14 protein-coding genes are annotated in these 23,288 nt (G+C 72.0%); 8 read left to right on the top strand and 6 right to left on the bottom strand.

The features are described 5' to 3' along the window. Positions 1–80: 80 nt before the first annotated feature. The 6 genes from ABZ880_RS30565 to ABZ880_RS30540 all read left to right on the top strand — a co-directional run bounded on the left by ABZ880_RS30565 (position 81) and on the right by ABZ880_RS30540 (position 4,224). Positions 81–509: a pyridoxamine 5'-phosphate oxidase family protein gene (locus ABZ880_RS30565; RefSeq protein ID WP_361269148.1), complete on the top strand. Its 429-nt coding sequence runs from the start codon at positions 81–83 to the stop codon at positions 507–509. A 4-nt stretch (positions 510–513) separates the two neighbouring features. Further along, on the top strand, positions 514–738 hold the full coding sequence (locus ABZ880_RS30560; protein WP_361269145.1) for a hypothetical protein: 225 nt from the start codon (positions 514–516) through the stop codon (positions 736–738). A 217-nt stretch (positions 739–955) separates the two neighbouring features. After that, on the top strand, positions 956–1,510 hold the full coding sequence (locus ABZ880_RS30555) for a thiopeptide-type bacteriocin biosynthesis protein (protein WP_361269142.1): 555 nt from the start codon (positions 956–958) through the stop codon (positions 1,508–1,510). Between the two features lie 97 nt (positions 1,511–1,607). Beyond that, positions 1,608–2,606 (top strand): RNA polymerase subunit sigma-70, encoded by a 999-nt coding sequence (locus tag ABZ880_RS30550; protein WP_361269139.1) that lies wholly within the window; start codon positions 1,608–1,610, stop codon positions 2,604–2,606. Positions 2,607–2,906: 300 nt separating this feature from the next. Further along, positions 2,907–3,362 carry a DUF6069 family protein gene (locus tag ABZ880_RS30545; RefSeq protein WP_361269136.1) on the top strand — a complete coding sequence of 152 codons (456 nt, stop codon included), beginning with the start codon at positions 2,907–2,909 and terminating at the stop codon, positions 3,360–3,362. Between the two features lie 424 nt (positions 3,363–3,786). Next, complete coding sequence (locus tag ABZ880_RS30540; protein ID WP_361269133.1) at positions 3,787–4,224, top strand: hypothetical protein; 438 nt, start codon at positions 3,787–3,789, stop codon at positions 4,222–4,224. A gap of 618 nt (positions 4,225–4,842) precedes the next feature. Here ABZ880_RS30540 and ABZ880_RS30535 read toward each other — a convergent pair. Next, on the bottom strand, positions 4,843–5,703 hold the full coding sequence (locus ABZ880_RS30535) for a hypothetical protein (protein WP_361269130.1): 861 nt from the start codon (positions 5,701–5,703) through the stop codon (positions 4,843–4,845). Between the two features lie 488 nt (positions 5,704–6,191). On the opposite strand from ABZ880_RS30535, the gene ABZ880_RS30530 reads away from it, so the two are divergent. Next, a complete protein-coding gene (locus tag ABZ880_RS30530; protein WP_361269128.1) occupies positions 6,192–7,754 on the top strand; it encodes a cellulose binding domain-containing protein in 1,563 nt (520 codons plus the stop codon). Positions 7,755–8,045: 291 nt separating this feature from the next. On the opposite strand, the gene ABZ880_RS30525 is transcribed toward ABZ880_RS30530, so the two are convergent. The 5 genes from ABZ880_RS30525 to ABZ880_RS30505 form a co-directional block, all read right to left on the bottom strand. Continuing rightward, complete coding sequence (locus tag ABZ880_RS30525) at positions 8,046–9,965, bottom strand: hypothetical protein (protein WP_361269126.1); 1,920 nt, start codon at positions 9,963–9,965, stop codon at positions 8,046–8,048. Continuing rightward, positions 9,962–13,558 carry a DUF5682 family protein gene (locus tag ABZ880_RS30520; protein ID WP_361269124.1) on the bottom strand — a complete coding sequence of 1,199 codons (3,597 nt, stop codon included), beginning with the start codon at positions 13,556–13,558 and terminating at the stop codon, positions 9,962–9,964. The genes ABZ880_RS30525 and ABZ880_RS30520 overlap by 4 nt, the downstream gene beginning before the upstream one ends. Continuing rightward, positions 13,555–14,715 (bottom strand): AAA family ATPase, encoded by a 1,161-nt coding sequence (locus ABZ880_RS30515; RefSeq protein WP_361269122.1) that lies wholly within the window; start codon positions 14,713–14,715, stop codon positions 13,555–13,557. The genes ABZ880_RS30520 and ABZ880_RS30515 overlap by 4 nt, the downstream gene beginning before the upstream one ends. A 119-nt stretch (positions 14,716–14,834) precedes the next feature. After that, a complete protein-coding gene (locus ABZ880_RS30510) occupies positions 14,835–19,739 on the bottom strand; it encodes a DNA-binding protein (protein ID WP_361269119.1) in 4,905 nt (1,634 codons plus the stop codon). Continuing rightward, the gene (locus tag ABZ880_RS30505; RefSeq protein ID WP_361269485.1) at positions 19,736–20,602 is read right to left on the bottom strand and encodes a DUF4132 domain-containing protein; all 867 of its coding nucleotides are present in this window, start codon (positions 20,600–20,602) and stop codon (positions 19,736–19,738) included. Before ABZ880_RS30505 ends, ABZ880_RS30510 begins: the two co-directional genes overlap by 4 nt. A gap of 573 nt (positions 20,603–21,175) precedes the next feature. Here ABZ880_RS30505 and ABZ880_RS30500 point away from each other — a divergent pair. Further along, on the top strand, positions 21,176–23,095 hold the full coding sequence (locus tag ABZ880_RS30500) for an N-acetylmuramoyl-L-alanine amidase (RefSeq protein ID WP_361269116.1): 1,920 nt from the start codon (positions 21,176–21,178) through the stop codon (positions 23,093–23,095). Positions 23,096–23,288: the final 193 nt, after the last annotated feature.

Raw genomic sequence — 23,288 nt, 5'->3', positions numbered from 1 at the left:
CCTAGCGCCCACCAGTTCGACAGAGAGACCGTCGACTGTCCGGCAACGTGCCACCCTGCCGGCAGCTTCGGGGAGGTGCCGTGAAGAGCGAGTCCCGTGTCATCTCCGCGGCGCGGATGATCGAGCTGGGCCGCGAGGAGTGCCTGGCCCTGCTGGCCGGCGTTCCCATGGGCCGCATCGGCTTCACCCAGCGGGCGCTGCCGGTGATTCGCCCGGTCAACCACCTGGTCGACGGCGATGGCGTCGTCATTCGCACCCACGGCGGATCGGCGCTGCTGCACAACACGAGCGTCGGCCAGGTCGTGGTCTACGAGGCCGACCAGATCGATCCCCGCACGCGTACCGGCTGGAGCGTGATGGTCACCGGCCCGGCCACCCGGATCACCGCGCCGGCGGAGGCAGCCCGCTACCGGCACCTTCTCATCCCCTGGATCGACAGGGACATGGACCACATCATTCGCATCTCCGCCGAGCTCGTCACCGGCTACCGCCTCGATCAGGGACGATGAGCATATGGATCCGGACCGAAGCCGTCAGACCCTGATGCGGCAGAGGGCCGAACAGATGTGTGAGGCGGCCCGCGCAGCCGCCGTCCAGGCCTCGGCCCTGAGCACGGCCACGGCCGTCACCCGCCTGGCCGCACAGCGGATGCGCAGCGACAACCAGCGCATGCTCGCCGCCGCCCGCACCGGACCGCAGAAGAGTCCTGACGCCGCTCCTGCACTCAACTCATACTGAAACGATCAGTTAAGGCCTGTTCTGAGTTCTGGTCATGTGACTGGTCGGAGGCGGCGGATCCAGATGACGGCGCCCCGTAAGCGCAGTCCGGCCTGGTGGCGTTCGGGGCAACCGGCCTTGTTTGGCCTCCCAGCTGTCGTTCCCAGCTGTACGTCACCGCAGGTCAAGCAGCGGACGTGTTTGCCCTGAGATCCTCCAAGGGATCTCTGGGCGGCTGGTGGGTCACAGGCCTGATCGCGGGCTACTGGAGGAGAACCACCTGCGGCTCCGCGTCGCCGCTGCCGACCCGGCCGCACACGCCGCTGTCACCCAGATCCTCGTGACCTGGGTCCGACAACTCCAAGATGACTCCCTCGTCTTCGACGGCTACCTGCCCGAGATCGGCCGGTATGGCACCGGCGCCGCGACGCCGGCCGCCGAGGACGTCTTCACCGCCGACAGCAACACCGTCCACTACGCCCTGGCCGACCTCCCGCACGCTGACCGGCGCGTGCTGGCCGCGCTCGGCATGATCGACAAATTCGGCGGCGCCCGGGGCCCGGCCGAGGCGTTCGGCGGGCGTAGACAGCGACGATCCTGCTGGCGCCGACTCGACCCGGCTGGCAGACCCTGCTCGCTCTGGCCACCTGCGCAACGGCGACACCTTCTCGCCCGGCCGCTGAATTCCAGGTCGGGGTTGCCAAGCTGCGCTGCAGCCCCCTCCCGGACGACCGCAATGCTGCAGGCCATCCTCGTTCTCCACTACGTCGGAAACCCGACCTACCAAGGATGAGAAACGCTCAGCCATGCCGACCGACCCTGGTGATGAGTTTTCGCGCCCGCACCCGTCACACCTACGACGGGACACGACGAGGCGGAAGGATGACGTAATGAATACGGACACGCGGCTGGAGGAGCTGGGCGTGATCGGGCTGGGCGAGGTCGACGAGCCGACGTTCTCGGGGCTGGCGGAGCGGCACCGGCGGGAGCTGCACGTGCACTGCTACCGGATGCTCGGGTCGTTCGAGGACGCCGAGGACACCGTGCAGGAGACCTTCCTCCGTGCCTGGCGGCGGCGGGAGACCTTCGAGGGGCGGTCGACATTCCGGGCCTGGCTGTACCGGATCGCCACCAACGCTTGCCTGGACCTGCTCGCCAAGTGCCGCCCGGAGCCTGCGACCGGCGGCGAAGTGCAGTGGCTGCAGCCCTACCCGGACCGGCTGCTCGACGAGCTGCCCGCGGACGACGCGGACGAGCCGGAGACCGTCGCCGTCGCGCGGGAGACGATCGAGCTGGCATACCTGGTCGCAGTCCAGCACCTCGCGCCGCGCCCGCGCGCCGTGCTCATCCTGCGGGATGTGCTCGGCTGGCCGGCGAAGGACGTCGCGGAGGCCCTCGGGGACTCCGTCAACTCCGTGAACAGCGCGCTGCAGCGGGCCCGTGCCGGCATGCGGGAGCACCTGCCCGCCGAGCGGCAGGACTGGACCGGCGGCCAACAGGACGCCGGGACGCGCGAGCTGGTGCGCCGCTTCACCGACGCCAGCGTGGCCACGGACATCCCGGCGCTCGCTTCGATGCTGCGCGACGACGTCCGCTGCTCGATGCCGCCCACGCCGGGCCTGTACGTCGGCCGCGACGCGGTGGTGAACGACTGGGTCGAGGACGGCTTCGAGGGCATGAAGGGCCTGCGCGCCGTCCTCACCTCCGTGAACCGGCAGCCCGCCGTCGCCTTCTACCTCTGGCAGGACCAGGAGGGTGCGTACCTGCCGCTGACGATCGACGTCCTGCGCGTCACCGGCGGGGCCATCACCGAGATCGTCACCTTCCACGACGACCGGTTCCCGCGGCTCGGGCTACCGGAGCGCCTGCCGGCCGACGGCACGGAGTAGCCCCGGGTGTGGACGCTCGCGCTGCGCGGTGGCGCGCGTGTCACGGTGGTCGCGGCCGAGTGGTGCGACGCGTTGGGCGTTGTCACCCGCGGGCGGATGCAGCTGCAGCTGCACGACGGCGAGCCCGGGCCGGTCCTCGGACACGGGGCCGGCTTCTGGCTCCGCGGCATTAGCCGTCCGCGCCGTGCGGAACCCCGGCCGTCGCACGGCGTGGGAGCGCATCGTCACCCCCAGGGCCAGGACCACCGCATGCCAGTCAATACACCCCGTAGGCCAGTTGCCGAACGATGGAGGAACGGCATGAACAGCATGAATGACACCGGGGTTGTCGCAAGCCCGGCATCGGGTCAGACCAGCCACACCCACCGATTCCGCAGGCTCGCCCGCACCGGCTTCATTGCCACGCTCGCAGCGATGCTGACCACCACCCTCGCCGCCGCGCTTGCCCAGGCCGTTGGCGTCGACTTCGAGGTCCCCGACGGTGGCGAGACGATCCCGTTGTCCGGGTTCGCCGCGGTGACCGGCTTTTTCTCGGTCGTGGGCATCGTCATTGCTGTCGCTCTTCTTCGTTGGAGCCCTCGCCCCGCCAAGCGATTCGTGTGGACGGCAGTGTCGCTGACCGCGATCTCGTTGGTCCCGCCCCTCGTCTCCGGGGCAAACACCGCCACTACCACCGCCCTCCTCGGGCTACACCTCGTCGCTGCGACGGTAATGATCCCTACCCTGGCGCGGAGCCTCCGCACCCGAACCGATTGACGATCCCGCAACGGGACAACGCGCGGCGCAAGGGGGTGCGCCGGTCAGGCGTTGAGTACACCGGTAGCTGTCGTGCGCGGGCCAGGCCGGGTGGTGTGCTCCAGCGCGGCGAACAGATGCATCTTCCGGTCCTTCGCCCTGGCCGCGCTACGTAAGTTGGCGTCCTCAGGGTGCCGTTTTACCCATGTCGAGAGCCTGCGCTACGGTACCCCCCTCGTAGCTGGCGCGGGTGCGCGTACGAGAGGGTACGGGGGATCACCTTGCCCTTCGCCGATCGGCCCGTCATCCCGGGGCCTTTCATCCGTTGCCGGAGACTTTGACGCGGGCCCGGGATCGCCCTCGATCCGCTGCGCGCATTCCCGAGGCGCAATGCCATGCACCGCGTGCCCTTCGTACTGTCGTTCCGTATTGCAAGGAGCCCCTGATGGCGAGCAAGGAAGAAATCAAGGCTGCGATCCACACGGCTTTCGACACGGCCGTGCCGGACGGCGCGAGTTACACCAAGGTCTACGCCTCGGACATGAAGCAGAAGAACTTCATCGTCTACCGCAGCACTACGATTTACAACTACGCGGTCGGCTTCAAGCCGGGCAGCACCGAGTTGGTGGTCGTCCCCGTGGACGAGCGTGACGGCACGATCATCGCAGGCACGCCGGTGACGATTACCGACGCGAACCGGGGTGCCGTAAAGAAGCGGGATCTCCAGGGGCGCTTCCAGGTCTCGACGAGGGACGGTGAGAAGTTCCGGTTGCTCGTCATACCGTCCGTGCCGAAGATCGCGGCTGGGTTCTATCAGTTGCCGGTGGACCAGAAGGAGGAGTACGAGGCGTTCCAGGCGGTCAAGGCCCTGATCTGCGCCTGACGGCCACTGGGTGGGGCTACAGGCCAGGACTTCGGCGTGGTCGCGGGTTGAGCGGGTGGCCCCGATGTGTGTTGGTAATGGTCCGAATGCGGGGCAGGCACGGGCTTCCAGGATCACATGGGTGTCGAGTCCAGTGATACCTACGGAAGTCAGTGCCTGCCGACGTATCTGCTCCGATTCCGCTCGTCCTTAGCCAGCTCTGCGATGAGCCTGATGCTGCCCAGGACGAACTGCCTTGGCTGCTGGCCCGGTTGGACGAGGTTCCCGACCTCCAGCAAGCCGCGCGGCGTGTGCCATGGTCAGGTGTACGTGCCGGCACTTGTGGCATGTGCAGGGCTGACCGGCGGTCCTGGACCGCCTCGGCGCGCGCCGCTGCCCGCTGAGCGGCACCCGGCCGGTGCCGTGCGAGACGACCCGGCACCCCGCGATCGCGAGACGTCGCCAAGCTGCCCGGTGAATGGCACGGTTCACGCCGCCCCGGCAGTTCGCGGACGCCCGCCCGGACCAGAACTGACCCTGGCCCAGGTGTCCTCGGCGGTGACCAGTGAGCTTCTTCACCCAGTCCGGGCATCCGCTCCAAGGATGCCCGGAACCAGTCGGTCTGGGTCGGGCACCTGCCTACCGGACGTCGACGAAGTCGCCGGGCGCCGTTGCCGAGCCGGTGGTGGCGGTGCCGGCGAAGACGAAGCGGTAGTAACCGTCGGAGACGGCCTTGGTGGTGGTGCTCAGGGTGCCGGTGCTGCTGGTCTTCACCGTCTTGAGGGTGGTGTAGGTGCTGCTGCCCTTCTTGCGGAACTGCAGCTGCACAGGCTGGGTCGCATAGCCCGCGTACTTGCCCGTGGTCCAGTTCGCGCGGCTCAGCTTGCCGGTGACCGTGATGGTCTTGCCCTTCTTCACCGGTTCCGGGGAGGCGTTGGCGGTCAGCTTGGCGGCGCGCTTGATCTTGGTTCTGGCGACGTCGTCGTTGTAACTGGCGTTCGCATACAGGTCGTAGGCGCCGAGGAAGAGTTTCCAGGTCCCCGCGGTGCCGTTGCCGTCCTTGAAGGCGACCGCGGGGTCGATGGTGAAGACCGTCTTGCAGCTGTAGCTGTAGCCGCCCTGCACCGTCGTTTCCGTGCAGGTGGGGTCGTCGTCCGACGCCAGGGCGCCGGTGATGGTGTCCGTGCTCGAACTGTCGGTGCCCTGCCACAGGAAGGCCTGGGTGACGGCGACGCCTTCCTCGTCGAAGGCGGTGAACGTGACCGTGACGGCCTTCTTGCCCGTCACGCCGAGGACGATGTCCTTGCCGCCGTTGACGACTCCGTCCGTGAAGGTGGTGCCGCCCAGCGAGTCCTTCGGCTGGACGCTCTTCGAGGCGAAGGCTCTGAGACCCGTCGACGCCCCCGGGTGCTCCGCTGCCTGGGCGGCGCCTCGCGGAACAGCGAGCGCCGAGAGTACGACGGCGCTTGAAACGACAGTGGCCGCAGCGCGTATACGCATGTGATCTCCCCATGGTGAGGTCGAGAGGCCCTGCCGAACTGTCCTCACGGCAGGGCCTGTTGATGGCATATATCGTACATGTGTATGAATCTGAATCGGCTCGGAACACGCCCGGACCCTGCAGGAACTCATGGCGGGGGAGAGCGGAGGATGTCGCCGAGGTCGTAGCTGCAGTCGGCGACCCGTTTCGACCGGAAGTCCACCGTGGCGCGGCCCGAGTAGCCCGCTGCGCCCTCGCGGGGGTGGGCTTGCCGGCGGCCCCGTTCGCAACTCCGTCCACCAGGCACGTGTTGGTGCCCCAGTGTCATCGCCCGGAGGGCGACCTAGCGGGCGGACAGCGAGGTCGCCGGCTCGGCGTGGCCCGTGCTGCGCCCGGTATGTCTTGACGGTCGGCCCGTTGATCGGTATGTACATGCCAGAGGATTGGTATGGACCAACCCTGCGGCTTCACGCGCCGACCGGCGCCCACCCCCCAGTGGAGGCAGCACATGCGAAGACCGTCGGTACTTCTCACCCTGTTCGCCGGGCTGCTTCTGCTGGTCCTGGCTCCACCCGCCGCCGCGGCCACACCGACCGCCGCGTTCTCCAAGACGTCCACGTGGGAGGGGGGTTACCAGGGCGCGTACACCATCACGAACGCGGGCAGTACCGCCCTGTCGGGCTGGAGCGTCGAGTTCGACCTTCCCTCCGGCACCACCGTCGGCTCGTACTGGGACGCACTGCTCACCCAGAGCGGCAACCACTACACCTTCAAGAACCGTGAGTACAACGGCACACTGGCGCCGGGTGCGTCCGCGTCCTTCGGCTGGGTGTCCAACGGCACCGGTACGCCCACCGGCTGCAAGCTCAACGGCACGTCCTGCACGGGTGGTTCGAGCACCGACACCACGCCTCCCAGCACCCCGACCGGAGTGACTGTCGGCTCCGCGACCAGCTCAGCCCTGACCGTGCGCTGGGGCGCCTCGACCGACGACTCGGGCTCCGTCGCCGGTTACGAGATCTCGCGTGACGGCGGCACGCCCGTGAGCGTCACCGGCACCTCGTACACGGCCACCGGGCTGCAGGCCGGCACGAGTTACTCCTTCCGCGTGCGGGCCCGCGACGCCGCGGGCAACGTGTCCGGCTACTCCACGGCTGTCACCGGCACGACCTCCGCAGGCGGTCAGCAGCCGAGCGGCGGTCTGTCCACCGCGCCGTACATCGACATGGGAGCATGGCCCACACCGAGCATGCCGGGGATGGCTTCGGCGAGCGGGGTGAAGAGCTACACGATGGCTTTTATCACCGCCTCCGGCTGCAGGGCCATGTGGTTCAACGCCTATGACCCACGCGACGGTTGGGCCAAGGACCAGATCGACGCCATCCGGGCCGGCGGGGGAGACGTCAAGGTCTCCTTCGGCGGCGCCAGCGGCATCGAACTGGCCCAGGCATGCAACTCGGTGGACGCGCTGTATGCCGAATACAACGCAGTGGTGACCGCCTACAGCCTGAAGTACGTCGATTTCGACATCGAGGGCGCGGCTACCGCGGACCCGGCATCCGTCACCCGCCGCTCCCAGGCCTTGGCGCGCCTGCAGCAGAACCACCCGGGCCTGCGGATCTCGCTGACGCTGCCCGTCCTTCCGGAGGGGCTGACCTCGGACGGCCTGAACGTGGTCAAGGCGGCGCGCGACGCCGGGGTCGACCTGGACGTGGTGAACGTGATGGCCATGGACTACTACCGCAGCGTCGATTACGGCGACGCGGCCGTCCAAGCCGCCCAGAGCACCTTCACCCAGCTGAAGTCGCTGTATCCGGGCAAGACGGATGCCCAGGTCTGGGCGATGGTCGGAGTGACGCCGATGCTCGGCCAGAACGACGACGGCCACGTCTACGACCAGGCCGACGCCCGCCAGTTGGTCTCCTTCGCCCAGGGCAGGCATCTGGGGGAGCTCGCCTTCTGGGAGGCCACCCGGGACCGAAACGCCTGTACGGGCGCGCTGTACCAGTGCACCAACATTCCGCAGTCTCCCTACGAGTTCGGGAAGATCTTCGCCGCCTACACCGGCTGAAGCTCCGTACGCGCGCTGCCCTGAGCAGGTGCGGACGGCCTCGGTCGATGGAATGGTTCTGGCCGGTCGGATGCGACACGTTGCTGTCCGACCGGCCAGGCATGACACGGATCGCGGTGCGCAGGCCCTGGCCGCCTCGCTGCGGAGGATGTGCACAGAGCGCGAGTTGGGCGCGACGGCGGCCGGGCAGCCTTCTGGCGCGCTGTGTGAGTCAACTCTGCCGCGCATCTCCCGAGGTGAGCCACTCGATCGCTGAGCGCTCTTTCCACCGACGAGGATGCGGTCGTGTGATCACGTGGCGTCGGGCGACTGCCACGTGGCCCTGACCAGTGCCCGTTCGGTGCCGACCAGGTACACGGCCGCGGCGAGCCAGGCGCGCGCGTAGCCCTCCGGGTCTGCCTCATCCGTGCGGCCGAAGACATCGCGGCTACGGCGATCCGCCTGGGCGACGAGCGCGTCCGCCAGGTCCGCCGCGGTCCCGAACCCGGCGCGCCGCAACGCCGCGGCACCCCCGGCCCGTTCACCGTCGCGTGCAGGCTGGACGGCCGCTCTGCGACCGCCGGAAACGGCGACCTCGACCAGGGTCCGCAGCCGCCACAGCGGTGCCTCGGCCACGGGGTCGGGCGGGATTCGAGGCAGCCCGGCTGCCGTCGGCAGTGCTGGGGCCGGTGGCAGGTGGGCGCCTTCGAGCCGGTCGTAGCCGAGATCGGCGCGGCCCATCCACTCGCCCGGCAGGCGCAGGGTCGATGTGCTGTCGTCGGGCACCGGGCCGACTGCGAGCGGTCGCAGTGTGGCGGCTCGGTCGGGGTCCAGGCGGCCGACGACGCGCAGCCGCAGCCCGGGCCGGGACGCCAGCCGTCGGAAATTCGCGGTGTGGGCGAGGCCGGGGTGGCTGTTGGACGGCACGAGCCGGATGAGGAGGCCGTCCGCGTCCGTCTGGCCGTGGATCAACTCCCGTGCGAGCAAGTGGTCATCCATCGCGCCGATGATGACCAGATCGCAGCCGATCAGTTCGCCGACCGTCTGCCCGGCCCTCTCCGCGTCGGCCACCGCAGCACCCCCGAGCCGGGCCGTCACCGCCTCGGCGAGCGGTCGCGTGCACAGGGCGGCCAGCGGGCCGGACGTCCAGGACAGGCCGGTGACCGGGGTCGCCCGGACGCCCTTGCCGGCGCCCAGACGGCCGTCCGGTGACAGCGTCGCACCGGAGATCAGCAGGCCGCCACGGGAGAGCTGGGCGTGGTCGAGGGTGCCCGAACCGAGCGCGACGGGGGCGGTGGCGGCTCCCCGCGCGCGGGCGGGCCCGCCGGGCTTGACGTCGGCGAAGGTGAACCAGCGTCCGTCGTCCGAGGCGAGATGGGTGACCACACCGGCATAACCGGTGGCCGAGATCACCGGCTCCCTGCACACGCCATGCACCCGCAGACTGCCTTCCGGCCGGTAGCTGCGGCGAGCGGTGCCGATCAGGACCGGGTCCGGGTCGGCCGCCGCCAACAGACCGGCGATGAGCAGGAGTTCGCGCAGACTGGCGACCAGGTCGGTCAGCCGGTGGCCGGCATGGCGGGCGCGGGCGCCGCGCAGTCCGCGCACCACGCGCAGGGCGGCCGCCTCGGCGCGGTGGAGCCCGGCGAGCCGGGCCGTGTGCGCCGCCCGCAGCAACTCGGCCTGCGCCACCGCACCCGCGGCGGGCACCCCGGCGGCCAGTGCCGCGGCCGCGGCCTCCCACAGCGAGGTCGCCGCGTCCACCTGCCCTTCGGTGGGAGCTGCCGGCGGAGTGGCCTGCACTGCGGCTTCGTCGAGACCCGGCGCGGGCACGACATCGTGGACAACAACCCGGCTGCCGTCCGCCTCTTTCACCGGCCCGGTGCCGGCTGGACCACCGGACCGCTCGGCGATGGTGGCCATGTCGCCGACCGTGTCGGGGTCGGCCACCGGGCAGGCGCCCAGGACGGCGGCGCGGTGCAGACACCGGGGCGCCAGCAGACAGTTGCAGACCGCCTGTTCGGCGTCGGTGACCGCGCCGGAAGGACCGGGAGTGAGGATGACCTCGGCGTCCTCGCCGCACCGCACACGCCGTACGGCGCCCTCGACGGCGACGGGCGTGGCCGCGTACGTCTCGACGGCGGCGTCCAGCTTCTTGCGCAGCCGTGAGGTCAGGCCCTCCACGGCGGCGGCGACCACCTCGGGTGCCACCGGGGGCAGTTCGGGGTTCATCGGGACTCTCCGCGCAGGCGGTCGCCCACCCAGCGGGCGAGGGCGAGGGGGCTGAGGGCGGCGACCGGCATTCCGGCCGCGACGAGTTGCTGGGCGATGGGCACGGAGTAACGAGGGGTGCCCGTGTCGTCGAGCGCGGCGCAGCCCATCAGATGCACCCCGGAGCCCGCGAGGGCCCGTACCTCGCCAAGGAGTCCGCCGAGCGGATACCCCTCCTCGAAGTCGCTCACCACCACGACGAGGGTTCGGCTGGGCACGGTCACCAGGCGACGGGCGTGGGCCAATCCGGCCGCGATGTGGGTGCCGCCGCCGACCCGCACCTCCAGGAGCAGGGACAGCGGGTCGTCCACCCGGTCCGTCAGGTCGATCACGTCCGTCGAGAACGCCAGGAAGTGCGTGCTGAGCGCGGGCACGCCGCCCAGCACCGCGGCCGTCAGCGCCGACCAGATGACGGAGGCCTCCATCGACCCGGACACGTCGACCACCAGGATCAGCCGCCAGTCCGCCTCCTTGCGGGAACGGGTGCTGAAAACCGGTCGCTCCGGGACGATCAGGGTGCGGCCGTCGGCCGTTCTACGGGTGTGGGCCAGGTTGGCCCGCAGGGTGCGCGGCAGGTCGATCCGGCCCCCTGGACGGCGGGTCGGACGCGGGGTGGCCAGACCGGTCAGCGCCGGGCGCATCCGGGTGGCCAACTCCTTGGCCAGTTCGTCGATCAGCCTGCGCACCAGCGGCCGCAGCCGGGCCAGTTGCTGTTCGGGCATGCCGCCTGCCAGCGACAGCACGGAGGTCAGCAGGTCGACCGAGGGGCGTACCGACGTGGGGTCGAGCTCGGCCAGAACGTCGCTGCGGCCCCGGTCGGCGGCGCGTGCCAGGACCTCCTCGCGGACCTCCGCGCCGAACAGGGCCTGCAGCTCCTCGGCCCACTCGCGGGCGGTGGGGAAGGAGGCGTCCTGGCCGCCGCCACGGCCGCCCTCGCGGCCGAGATCCGAGGAGCCCTCGCCGCGGCCGGTGCCGTACAGCTCGTCGAGCGCGTCCGCGTAACGGCGGGCGTCCGATGGCAGTCTGTCGCTCTCCCGGCCGAGAAGAAGCCGCCAGCGGTCGGCGGGAGAGAGCCGAAGTACGCCGGCAGAGGCGTCCGGTGGGGGGTGTTCGACGGCGGACTCGGCTTCTGCGGCCGGACAGTGCACGGGCCGGGACAGGTGTGTGCCGAGGGGCAACCGCAGGGACTCGACCGCCGTACGGCCCGCCGTGTCCGCGGCCGCCCACAGGGCCAGGAGGCGCGGCGAGGCGCCGAGGGCGAGGTCGAGACGGTCCCCCAGATGTTCGGTCACCGTGTGCAGCAGCCGGTCGCGGCCGGCCGGGCTGAGCGTGTCGAAGCCGCCGCGCAGGGCGGGCAGCCGGTCAAGGAAGCCCTGGTCGGTCAGCGTGTCGATCCGGTCGAGGAGCGGGTCGAGCGCGGTCGGCGTCGACTGCAGCAAGGGGGCGGCCCCGACCAGCAGTCCGGTGAGCCTGCGGGCCAGTGCGTGCCGCGCGTCGGGGCCGGTCGCGCTGTCGATCCAGCCGGCGGCGCGGGCGCCGAGGGTGTCGGCGCCATCGAGGTCGAGCAGGACCCGGGCGGCCACAGCGGCCCCCTGGACGAGCGGGGACGCGGTATCTGCGAGCTCGCCCAGGGCCCTGTCCATGCGCAGTCCCAGGCGATGTTCACCGGCGCGCGAGGCCAGGGCGACGAGCGCCGCGGCCTCCTCCGGATCATCGCTGCCCGCCAGGCCCGGCAGGGACCGTACGGCCGCCTCCAGAAGGTCGGCGGCGAGCGTGGCCGCCGTCTGACGGCCCTCGGGCGTGCAGCCGGGCAGATGGCCCCGGCGCAGCGCCTCCAACAGATCGAGCGCGGTGAGGATCTCGGGGAGCGTGGCGGCGGCGGGCAGCACCTCGGCGGCGTCGGCCAGCCGCTCGGCGACCAGCGCGGGCAGGTCGCAGCGCGCCGCGTCCCGAAGGCCCGTCAGCACGAGGGCGCAGGTGGGCCCGCCGTCCACCGACCCCCTGCGGAAGGTCTCCCGCAAGGTGCCCTCGGCCGCCAGAGCCGCCGTCACGCCCCGGATGCCGGCCAGGTCCAGCCGTACCGGGACGGACGGCGTCCACGACAGCCGCCACCGGGTGGTGAGCGCGGCCGCGTCCCCCGTGCCGGCCACCTCCAGGGGCTCGCCGTAGCCGGTACCGCACACCGCGAGCCGCTGCAGGAGGATCTCGCGACGGTGGTCGAGGACCGAGCGCAGCGGGTCGAGCCGCAGATCGCGCGGCGCGGGATCGTCCGGGCCCGGCAGCCGCAGCGCGGTGAGCTCGGCCTCGACGGACGGGCCCAGACCGGAGCGCGGTGTACCCGGCGCGATCCGCCCGCGGTCGGCGCCGACCAGTACCACTTCCAGAGCCCGCGCGAGGGCCCGGCCACGACCGAGCGGCTCGCCCTGCCCCAGCACCGTTGTCAACGCCTCCAGCACCTCACCCCGGCCCGGGGCAGCGAGCCCACGCAACCGGGCCAGATCGCCAGCCACGCGCAGCGTCTCGCGTGCCTCACCCGTCCCTGCGGTGTGGCCGGCCGCACGCAGCTGACGGCACACATCGGTGATGGCCCGCGCGGCGGCGTCGAGCAGCAACGCGGGATCGCCCCCGGAGGTGAACACCGCCTGCTGCCAGCGCGGGTCGCGGATGCCGGCCGGATAACCCGAACGGGAGTCCAGGAGATCGAACGCGTACGGGACCAGGGAGGTGACGACGGGTGAGATCTCCCCGGCGAGGGACGATCCAGCCGGTGCCGCCTCATGAACCTCCGCACTCCCACCCGTAATCCTCGGCCGCTCCTCCTCCGCCCACTGTGTCAACGCCGGGGCGTGGAAGGCGCCGACGACCGCTGCGACCCGCCGTCCACCGGCCGCCGCCAGGGCGATCGTCTCCCGCATGTGCGCCTCACGCGCCAGGTCCACCACAGGCACGCCGCCCGACGCTGCGGCGTCCCGGCGCAGCGCCCAGCCAACGCCCAGGGCCGCCCGACGTATCGCCTCGGGGGCACACCCCGGGGCGAGGACTTCCACACTGCGGTCCCACATGTCGTCCCCGTCGCGACCGGTCCCCGCCGCAGTGAGCGCCTGCGCGAAGGACGTGGGCGCGGGCCGGCGGGGTGCCTCGGTGAGCGCAGCGTCCGTGTCCCCGGCCGGGGCCGCGGCCGGACCCGCGATGGTCCACCGTGGATCGGCCATCGGCAGATCGCAGCAGACCACCTCCACCCCACGCTCCCGCGCCCAACGCAGCGCGGCGAGCTCGGGGGAGAAGTCGGCGAACGGATAAAAGCCGAGCCGCCCGCCGTCGCCGGCACCCGCCAGTGCCACCGGGGCGACGGTGCCGGGCGCACCGAGATGCGCCAGCCATGGCTGGAAGTCGACCGGCAGCTCCACGCACACCACCTCGGCGCCCGCCGCGTCCAACAGGGTCGGCACAGCGGCGGCGATCGCGGGGCTGTGGTGCCGTACGCCCAGCAGGTAGGGCACCACGGAGTCGGCGAGGACGGCGAGCGCCGCCCTCGGGTCCTGAGCGATGGTCACCGAAGGTTCTCCCGCAGGTCCCACAGCCGGCGCCAGGTCGCCGACCCGTCCTCGGCGCGGCGGCGCACCGGGCCGTCCCAGTAGCCCAGCAGCCGAGCGTGGTCCGCCGGGTCGTCCTTGCGGACCACGCCCAGCAGGTGACCGGGGACGAGGTCGAGGGAGTCCCCGCCGGGTAGATAGGCGGCGGCCACTCCGAGGGAGGCGGCGACCTGCACCGCCTCCGCGGTGGACATGACCGTGCCCGGGCGCTCCACGTCCCAGCCCTCGGCCGAGCGCCCGGCCCGCAGGTCGCGGAAGACGGTCACCAGGACGTCGAGTACCGCGTCGTCGACGGCGAAGGCCGCCCCCGCCCGCTCGACGGCCGCCGTGGCCTGCCGTTTGACGAGCGCGGTCTCGGCGTCGACGTCCGCGATCGGGTGCACGGTCTCGAAGTTGAAGCGGCGTTTGAGTGCGGCGGACATCTCCGACACGCCGCGGTCGCGCAGGTTGGCGGTGGCGATGACGGTGAACCCGGGGGCGGCGGCGACCTGCGCGTCGTGCGTGCCGGACAGCTCGGGCACGCTCATCCGCCGGTCGGAGAGGATCGACACCAGGGCGTCCTGGACTTCGGGGAGGCAGCGGGTGATCTCCTCCACCCGGGCCACCTGTCCTGAGCGCATCGCGGACAGTAGGGGCGAGTCCACCAGTGCCTGGGGTGTGGGTCCTTGGGCGAGGAGCAGGGCGTAGTTCCAGCCGTAGCGCAGGGCGTCCTCCGTGGTACCGGCGGTGCCCTGCACGGTCAGTGCGCTGGTGCCGCAGACGGCAGCCGACAGCAGCTCGGAGAGCATCGACTTGGCTGTGCCCGGTTCACCGACCAGCAGCAGTCCGCGGTCTCCGGCGAGCGTGACCACACACCGTTCCACCAGGGCGCGTTCGCCCACGAACTTGGGGGCTATGACCAGTTGGCCGGGCAGCGTCTCGTGCGGCTTGGGCAGTTTCAGTGCCTCGTCGCCGCTGCCGCAGACGAACGTGATCACCGAGCGGGGCGTCAGGAGCCAGCCGGGCGGGCGGGGGCCGTCGTCGTGGGCGGCGAGAAAGGCGAGTTCGGTGGCGTGGCGCTCTTCGGCGGGCAGGGTCTGCCGGGCCGGGAGGGCCCTCGCCGTGTCGGTCAGGGGCATGGATGTCCTTGCTCGGTAGGGCAGTTGGTCGTCAGTGCGGGGGGAGGGGCAGGGGTGCCGGAATGCGTGGGGGAGTGGCAGGGGTGCCGGTTGCGTGGGGCACCCCTGTCCGGCGTTCGTCAGCGGCGGCGTCCCCGGCGCACCCTCAGCTCCTCGAACCGGGGTGCGTCGCCGTCCCGGACCCGCTGCCAGGCCCTGCGGTACAGGTCCGCGACCGGTTCGGTCGGCACGATCACGCCGAACGACGGGTGCTCGGCGCCCGCCGCCTCGAACAGCGGCAGCTTCCAGCGCTCCAGCGGAATGCGCGGGGCCGGCTGCTCGACCCAGCCTCCGGGCAGGAAGAGCGAGCGCCCGGCTCTGGTCCGGGTGGCATCGAGGACCAGGTCGGTGGCGGCCAGTTCGGCGCGGGCGGCCTTGAGGCGGGCCGGCTTCCATCCCGTCCACCGGGCCGTCGCGCGGTCGGTCGGGTCCGGCATGGCGAGCAGCATCAGATACAGCGTGGCGGCGTCTTCACCGAGGCCGTACTCCTTGGCCGCCTCGGTCACCAGCTCGGGCACGGAGCGGCCCGGATCCTGCGGCCACCACGTGCCGTCCTTGTCCCGGCCGCCGGCGATCGGCTCGCCGGGATCGGCGAGGAGGGCCGCGAAACGGGCGTCGCGCACCAGCCGCAGGGCCACCTCGGCCGCGTAGGGCTGGTTGTCGACCCGGGCCGCGGGCAGGTAGGGGTCCTGACCGGCCTCGTCGAGCAGGTCGACCCGGATGCCCGGGGCCGGCTGGTCGTCCTGGGTGGCCATGATGACGGCGCCGTAGCGCTCGAAGCCCGGGCCCGTCTCGGTCGGGGTGCCCGCCGTCTTCCGGAACGCGGGGAGGCTGATGTACCGGTCCAGGTCGAGCATGAGCCCGGGGCCGTCCAGCCGTTGGCGCACGGCGGTGAGCAGGGGCGGCAGCGCGGCGCGGATCGGGTCGCCGGCGGGCAGCCGGTGGGCGAGCCAGGCGGCGAGGGCGACCGAGCCGACCAGGGTCTGTGCGGTGAATCCGGCCGTGTCGTCGCCGACGGGCCGCACCCGGTCGCCCTGGACCGTCCACCGCAGGTCCCGGCTGAGCTGCGGGGCAGCGGACGGGTCCAGCAGCGCGGGCAGGGCCTCCCGTACCCGCCACGGCGTGTGTCTGAGCGCGCGGACGGCGTCGCTGAGCAGGTCCTCGGGTATGGAGGGCCGCTTTCCGAGCCTGTCGTTCCACACCGCCGCGGCCGCGGCCACGTCCGGCCCCTCGGCCCACAGGCGGGCCGGGTCGGCCGGCAGCAGCGCCGCCACGACCGCGGAACGCACGGCGCTGTCGATGCCGCGCAGTTCGTCCTTGGCCACCGCCGCCGGGGCGACCTTCACACCGATGAGGGTGCGGGCCTCGGCGGTGAGGAAGCTGCGCTCGTAGACGTCGACGCGCGGCAGCCCGGCGACGATGAGCCGGGCCATCGTCTCGGTGACACCGGTGAGCCGGGCGAACTCCTCGGCGGCTTGCGGGAACCACGGCGCCGGGCCGCGCCCGGCGAGCTCGGCGAGGAAGACGCCAAGTCGGCCCCGGTGCCCGTCCTGGCCGATCGGCTCGCAGGCCAGGACTTCGTACGGCTGCGGCGTGTCGAACCGTCCCGTCGGATCGTGGAAGAGGCCGGTGAAGTCACAGTCGTCGTCATCCAGCGACCGGCGTCCGGTGACCGCGATGAACGCGCCGTCCGCCAGCGGCAGCAGCCCGCTCCACGAACCTTCCCGCCATTCGCCCGAGGGAACGCGCAGCCGGTACGCCGCAAGCCGCAGCGTCACCTTGCGCCAGCGGCCGGGCTCGCCGTCCTGCGCCAGCCCCAACCGGTCGAATCCGGCGAGCAGTTGCCCCAGAGCCGCGCGGTGCTCGTCGGACGTGGTGCAGGCTGCGGCCCGGTAGGCCAGCGCGGTCGTCCGCTCGAGCAGGGTCTCCAGCTCGGGTTGCCCGGCCGGCAGCGCGGGACCGTCGAGATGGAGGCGGACGTCCGGCTGCTGCGGTGCGGCGGCGTCGGTGAGGCCGGCGGCTTGAGTGAGCACGCGTACGGCACGGAAGACGGTGTCGGTCTCGTCGTCGCGGTTCCACCAGTAACCGCTCGACCCGCCCAGACCGCTCATCGCGTCGAGGAGCACGCTGTCCGCCGGTCCGGCCGGACCTTCGTCCTCCAGGCTGCCTTCCAGGGCCCGGGTGAGGCGGACCGCCGCCGCGTCCAGGACGGCCTGCTGCGCCGCCGCGTAGCGCACGACTCCGGCGACACCCGCCAGGAGCGCGGGATGGGTGAGGGGCAGGAGCGTACGGATCGCGTCGGGCAGCGCCTCCTGGGCGTCGTCGGCGGCGGCCGTCAGCAGAGCGGCAGCGGTGTCCCGGTCGACGCGCCGCAGTGCCTGGGAGCCCTCCGGGTCACGCGCCGTCAGGCACTCCCAGTACTGCCCCGGCGGCAGCAGCAGGGTGCCCTCGCCGAAGACACCCGGTGCGCGGTCGGTCTTCGCCCAGGCGGTGACGACGCCGTCCGCGTCGACCAGGTCGATCTGCCAGCCGTTGCGCACCACAGCGCTCGGGCGCTCGGCACCGGGGAACATCACCAGCGCGAACGGCCTGCCCACCGCGGCCGGCAGGGTGAGCGAGTGTCCGGCCAGATCCTCGGCGAGCCGGGAGCCGTCGGGAAGTTCCACCACCCGCAGGCCGACCAGACCGTCCACGGGTGCCGAGGCCGGGGCGGGGCCGGCCGTGGGGGAAGGGCGCAGTCGGCCGCCGGCGAACATGCTTCCCTCGGGGGCGTCGCGCAGTGCGTCGGCGAGGAAGGTGGGCCTGCTCATGCGTCCGCGCTCGTTGGTGGCCGGGTCGTACTCGTACCAGCCGTGCGCCTCGTGATCCTCGGAGGCGGCGTGCCACACCCAGTAGGAGGAGCCGTCAAAGAGCAGCGGCCGCTCCTCGGGCAGGGTGGTGTCCCCGGCGTGCAGGACGCCGCCACCGGTGCTGCGGCCGCCGTCGGGCAGCGGCAGGGTGAGGGGGAAGTCGCCCCGGTACCAGTCCATTTCGGTGCCGCGGGTGTGCCGGGCACCCTGCAGGCTCTCCACGCGGTCGGCGCGGGTGTGCCAGTAGCCGCGCAGGCCGTCGTTGCGGCTGTTCCAGTAGACGAGGAGGGTGCCGTCGACATGGTGGAAGCCGGGGTCCGCCTGCCGGTCGCCGGCGGGGATGCGCAGGTCGTGGGTGAGCAGGGTGCCTTCGGCGCCGATCACGCGGGCCTGGGCCTCGCCGGACACGACGAGGTGAGGCCAGGCGTCGGCGACGATCACGTCCTCCACCCGGTCCGTGGGGACGAGGCAGGCCACCGCGTCCTCCCAGGCGGGCCAGCCGAGTTCGTCGAAGAGCCCGGCCCGCAGGGTGCGCACCAGCAGGGGCGCGAGGTCGGTGCCGACGGCCTCGCGTACGTCCGCCTCGGCGAGCGACAGCGCCTCGGAGGGCAGCCACTTCAGCCGGGCCAGCGCGTCCGGCAGCTGGGGCAGACCGACCGCGGTGAACCGCTGCACGACCGTGCGTACCCACTCGGCCAGCAGTGGCCGACCGCCGGGTGAAGCCGCCAGGAGCCGGATGGCCCGCAGCCCGTGGTCGTCGTCGTCGAACCGGTCCGCGCCCCGCAGGAAGGCGTCCCGGAACCGGCCGTCGGCGCCCAGGCGCAGCAGGTCCCGATGCCCCTCGCCCAGCGCCCAGTGCGTCAGCAGCAGCGCGTCGTCCCGCTGCGGGGCGGCCACCGGAACGTCCAGGGACAGCAGCAGGTCGATCAGGTCGATGTCGTGGGTCACCTTCAACGCGCCACCGGACGCGGCGAGTTCGGCCCGCAGCCGGTCCGCCGCCCGTTCGACGAGCGGATACAGCTGAGGCATCCGGGTCGAGCCGCGCCAGGACCGGGCCTGCTCCCGGAACGCCAGGAAGCGCTCCAGCCAACCCGCCGTACCGTCCCGCGGCCGTTCCTCCTCGGACAGGGAGACGTCCCACAGCCCCGCCGTGGCGCCGGAGTCCTCCAGCACCTGTAGCCACAGCGCAGGCATCTCGTCGTCGAGACCCGCGGGGATCATGTCCAACAGGGCACCACGCACCCGCCGTTCACGCGCGGCCAGCGCCACCAGGGCTGCGCGGTGCCCCTTCCACCAGCCGGCCGCGGCACGCAGCGTGGCCGGCAGACCGAGCAGCTCGGACAGGTACTCCTGCTCGGCGCGATCGGCGTCCTGCCCGGCGGCGCGGGCGAGCTTGCGCAGGTCGCCCGCCATCTGAGCGGACGGCGGCAGACCGCCCGCGGTACGCCGCAGACACAGCCGCGTGAAGCGGCGCAGCGCCTCCTCGGCCGGCACCCGGGCGGCCAGCTCCCTGCCGTAGGACGACAACACCTTCACCGGCAGCGCGCCGGCCAGGGCGAACTCCAGGAACACCGCGTCCAGACGGTCCTCGTCGACGGCGAGCCCGTGCTCCGCCTCGGCCTTGCGGGCCCGGGTGAACAACTGGGCCGCGTAGGTGGTGTTCTCCTCGGCGAGGAACACCCGGCCCGCCTGCTCGTAGAAGGTGGGCAGAAAGTGCGGCACCGAGGCCGCCAGCCGACCGCTGAGCTCCAGATAGGCGTCCATGGCGGCCTTCGGCCGGGACTTCACCTGCCGAGCCACCCGCTCCAGATCCGGTACGACGCCCAGCGCGTGGTGCCCGTCCTCGGGGTGGTGCACCAGCACCCACTCGGGAAAGCCCAGCGACTGGCGCGCCCCGAGCCCCACCACGGCGGGTTCGGCGACCTGCTCCATGCCGAGGAACCCGGCGGCGAGATCCTCCGCCGCGCCCAGCTCACCGGCGACCAGCCGCACCACCACGCGGTCACCGAGACCCGGGTGACGGTAGGTGCGCGCCGTCAGCGGCACCGCCCGCTCACCGGCCCCCTCCGTGTCCGGCGGCAACACCGCACCCGCCGCCAGCATCTCCTCGTACGACACCTGCGTCCCCCCGCTCATGCGTCCTTGCCCTCCTCGATGTCCCGCCCGGCGTACAGCGCCGCGGCCATCCGCATCCCCTCCGACCAGGCCACCGGACCCACCTCGCACAACGGCAGGGCACGGCCGTCGTGGGCGTGCCAGGTGAGGCCGCCGGTCTCCACCGTGTCCTCCCAGTACGGCTCCCCGATCCACACGGAGGCCTCCACGGTGCGCCCGCCGTCGCGCACCCGGGCCGTGGAGTAGCCACCGGAGACGCGATAGCCCAGCGAACTGGCGCGCGCGGCGAGGGCGAAGCGCGAGCGGAACGAGCCACCGGTGAACTCCCGTACCTCGGTGGCCTTGGGATCGAGGTCGTCGGGGCGCTGCCAGGTCGCCCGGTGGATCTGCTCGACGCGCTGGACGATGCCCAACTCCGCCGCGAACTCCCGGATGTCCTCCAGGTCCGGCAGCAGCACCGGGTGGGGGAGAGTCACCGTGCGCGGGGACAGCCGTATCGTCTCGCCGTCGAGGCTCACCACCCGCAGTTCGCCTTCCTCGGTGGTGCCCCGCAGAAAACCGACCTCGTCGGGGTCGTCGCCCACGACCGCCAGGTCGCGCAGGGCGGACTGCCAGGCCTCGTCCGGCCACACGCGGGCCAGCAGACCGGTGGGCACGGGCAGCGACGACACCATCCAGGCGTCGGCCTGCACGACGCAGGCCGCGGCGTGCCGATCCAGCCACTCGGCGAACCGCCGCAGCCGCTCCACCTCGGGATGGTCCTTGAGCGCGCGCGGCAGCGACTTCAACTGCCGCCCCGCCGCCCGGCCCGCGGTGGCGCGTGCTGCCACCCGCCCCTCCACCAGGGCGACTTCATACCCGTCACCCGCCGACAGCCAACCCACGATCCCCGCCTTCCGCGTCAAGACAGCAAGAAGAACGCACAGTTCAGCCGGAAGGCCCCGGCGCCAGTGCGACGACATGCGGAACGTTAGCGGCGGTCACTGACAATCGGCCGGGGAAGTCGTGGACAGGACGTCCGGGACGAGCGGCGCACTCCATGACGTGACCCGGTCACCGAGTCGAGGGCTTGGCGCACGGCACCGGACGAGACCCGCGGAGCCGTCTGCCGGGCTATGGGTTTCGGCCAGTCACCCACGGCGGACTGGATCGAGACGGCCGCGGAGACCGCGCGAGATCGCCATGGGCGAGGAACGCCATGCCGACCTGACGCACACCGCTCTGTTCGAGGTTCGCGCCCGCCCGGGCTTCGCATCTCCGGTGCTCAAGTCCCCTTTCACAAAGCGAAGTTGACGCCAGTTCGCCCAGAGGGGGATCATCCACTTCCCAGACGCCGATGGACGAGGCCCCGCGTGGATTGCGGAGCCGTGCGCGTGCCGGCCCGGTCGATGAACCGATGCCCGTCGTATGCACTGCCCACTCGGCCATTTGATCTCTCTGAGGTCCGAGGACCCTTCATGACCACGAGCAACACCAGACGCGGACACGCGTCAAAGCGCCGCCGCCCGGCCCTGCTGGCCGCATTCGCCGCGCTCGCCGTCGCGGGCGGGGCAGCCGTGCAAGTGCCGGCCCTGGCAACCGGTGAGGCCGCACCCACGGGGACCACTCTGCAACAGGAGTACGCAGCAGCCGCCGACGCCTACCACGTCCCGCGCCAGGTGCTGCTGGCGGTGGCGTACCAGGAGTCCGCCTGGGCCACGCACCCCGGGCAGCACAGCACCGACGGCGGCTACGGGCCGCTGCACCTGACGGACGTCACCCCCGCCATGATGGCCGCCGGGGACGCGGGCGCCGCAGGCCGCGCCGAGTTGGCGAAGCTTGCCGCCGATCCGGCCCTGCACACCATCCAGGCCGCCGCGAAGCTGACCGGCCTGTCCGCGAAGGAATTGCGGACCAACCCGTCGGCCAACATCCGCGGCGGCGCGGCACTGCTCGCCTCGTACCAGAAGGCTGCGACCGGCTCCCTTTCCACCGACCCCGGCAACTGGTACGCGGCCGTGGCCCGTTACAGCCAGTCCACCCGGCGACAGGGCGCCGAGGCCTTCGCCGACCGCGTGTTCGCCACGGTGAAGAAGGGCGCCCACCGCACCACCGCCGACGGCCGACGCCTGTCCCTGGCGGCCGACAGCGATGTACGCCCCGCCACCGGCCAACTGGCCGCACTGCACCTGAAGTCCGCGGCGGACACCGAAACCGAGTGCCCCACCACCGTCGCCTGCACCTTCGTCCCGGCGTCGCCATCCAACGGCCAGGTCTCCAACCGCCCCGCCAACGGCATCCGGATCGACACCATCGTCATCCACGACACCGAGAGCTCGTACGACGCCGCCATCACCACCTTCGAGCAGGCGGGCGGCGCAGCAGCGCACTACGTCATGCGGTCCTCCGACGGCGCGGTGACGCAGATGTTGCCCACGAAGGACCTCGCCTTCCACGCCGGCAACTACTCCACCAACATGCACTCGATGGGCATCGAGCACGAGGGGTACGCCGCGCACGGTGCCACCTGGTACACCGAGGCGCAGTACGAGGCGACGGCCGAGCTGGTGAAATACCTCGCCGCGCGCTTCGACATACCCCTGGACCGGCAGCACATCATCGGCCACGACAACGTCGCCGGGCCGAGGTCCTCCCTCGTCTCCGGCATGCACTGGGACCCGGGCCCGTCCTGGGACTGGAACCACTTCATGAGCCTGCTCGGCGTGCACACCGGGCGGCACGGCGTCGGTCCCGTCGGCTCGGCAGTCACCATCGCCCCCCGCTTCGACGACAACCTGCAGACCGTCCAGATCTGCCCCGCCGACGACCCGACCGGCGCCACCACCGCGTGCACGGAGACGCAGCAGCCGTCGAACTTCGTCTACCTGCGCACCGAGCCCAGCGACACCGCCCCGCTCTTCGGGGACCAGGCGATCCACCCCGGTGCGGCCGGCACCGACCGGATCAACGACTGGGGCAGCACGGCGGCGGCGGGACAGCAGTTCGTTCTCGCCGGGCAGGACGGCGACTGGACCGCCATCTGGTACAGCGGCGCGAAGGTGTGGTTCTACAACCCGGACGGCTGCAACACCGCGCCGGCCCACGGCGTGAAGGTGATCGCAGCGACCGGCACCTCCCCGGTGGCGGTGTACGGCTCCAGCTACCCGGACGCCGCCGAGTACCCCTCGGGCCTGTCGCCCTCGACACAGGCCCCGCTGAGCATGTACTCCGTCCCGGCCGCTCAGGCCTACGTCGCCACCCGCGCGCCGTCCCTCACCGACGACTTCTTCCCCTCCAGCGGCACGGTCGTCACCGGCGCCAAGGCGATGTACACCATCCAGTACAACCACCGGGTCGCCCTCGTGTACGCCTCGGACGTCACGGCCACGGACGCATGACGGCCCGCTGACAGCACACCGACGGGCGGGTGGTGCCCAGGAGGTCCTGGCCTTCTGGGCACCACCCGTACACAGTCGAAGGCTGCCCCGCGCTGGTCGGTGGCCGATGACCATGGTGTAGATCATCGGGCGGGTCCGGCTCCGGCGGGATGCCGGGTTCGGCTGCGACCGCGACCGACCCCCGCCTACGATC

Origin of the sequence: Streptomyces sp. NPDC047043 (assembly GCF_040644055.1) — a bacterium.
GTDB lineage: Bacteria > Actinomycetota > Actinomycetes > Streptomycetales > Streptomycetaceae > Streptomyces.
Note: the sequence above shows the minus strand (reverse complement) of the source record. Positions and strands in the feature narration are given on the sequence as shown.

Bases quoted from the DNA above. Each gene is read 5' to 3' on its own strand.
- ABZ880_RS30560 (WP_361269145.1), top strand. From the start codon at position 514: ATGGATCCGGACCGAAGCCGTCAGACCCTGATGCGGCAGAGGGCCGAA.
- ABZ880_RS30550 (WP_361269139.1), top strand. From the start codon at position 1,608: ATGAATACGGACACGCGGCTGGAGGAGCTGGGCGTGATCGGGCTGGGC.
- ABZ880_RS30545 (WP_361269136.1), top strand. From the start codon at position 2,907: ATGAACAGCATGAATGACACCGGGGTTGTCGCAAGCCCGGCATCGGGT.
- ABZ880_RS30540 (WP_361269133.1), top strand. From the start codon at position 3,787: ATGGCGAGCAAGGAAGAAATCAAGGCTGCGATCCACACGGCTTTCGAC.
- ABZ880_RS30535 (WP_361269130.1), bottom strand. From the start codon at position 5,703: ATGCGTATACGCGCTGCGGCCACTGTCGTTTCAAGCGCCGTCGTACTC.
- ABZ880_RS30530 (WP_361269128.1), top strand. From the start codon at position 6,192: ATGCGAAGACCGTCGGTACTTCTCACCCTGTTCGCCGGGCTGCTTCTG.
- ABZ880_RS30525 (WP_361269126.1), bottom strand. From the start codon at position 9,965: ATGAACCCCGAACTGCCCCCGGTGGCACCCGAGGTGGTCGCCGCCGCC.
- ABZ880_RS30515 (WP_361269122.1), bottom strand. From the start codon at position 14,715: ATGCCCCTGACCGACACGGCGAGGGCCCTCCCGGCCCGGCAGACCCTG.
- ABZ880_RS30510 (WP_361269119.1), bottom strand. From the start codon at position 19,739: ATGAGCGGGGGGACGCAGGTGTCGTACGAGGAGATGCTGGCGGCGGGT.
- ABZ880_RS30500 (WP_361269116.1), top strand. From the start codon at position 21,176: ATGACCACGAGCAACACCAGACGCGGACACGCGTCAAAGCGCCGCCGC.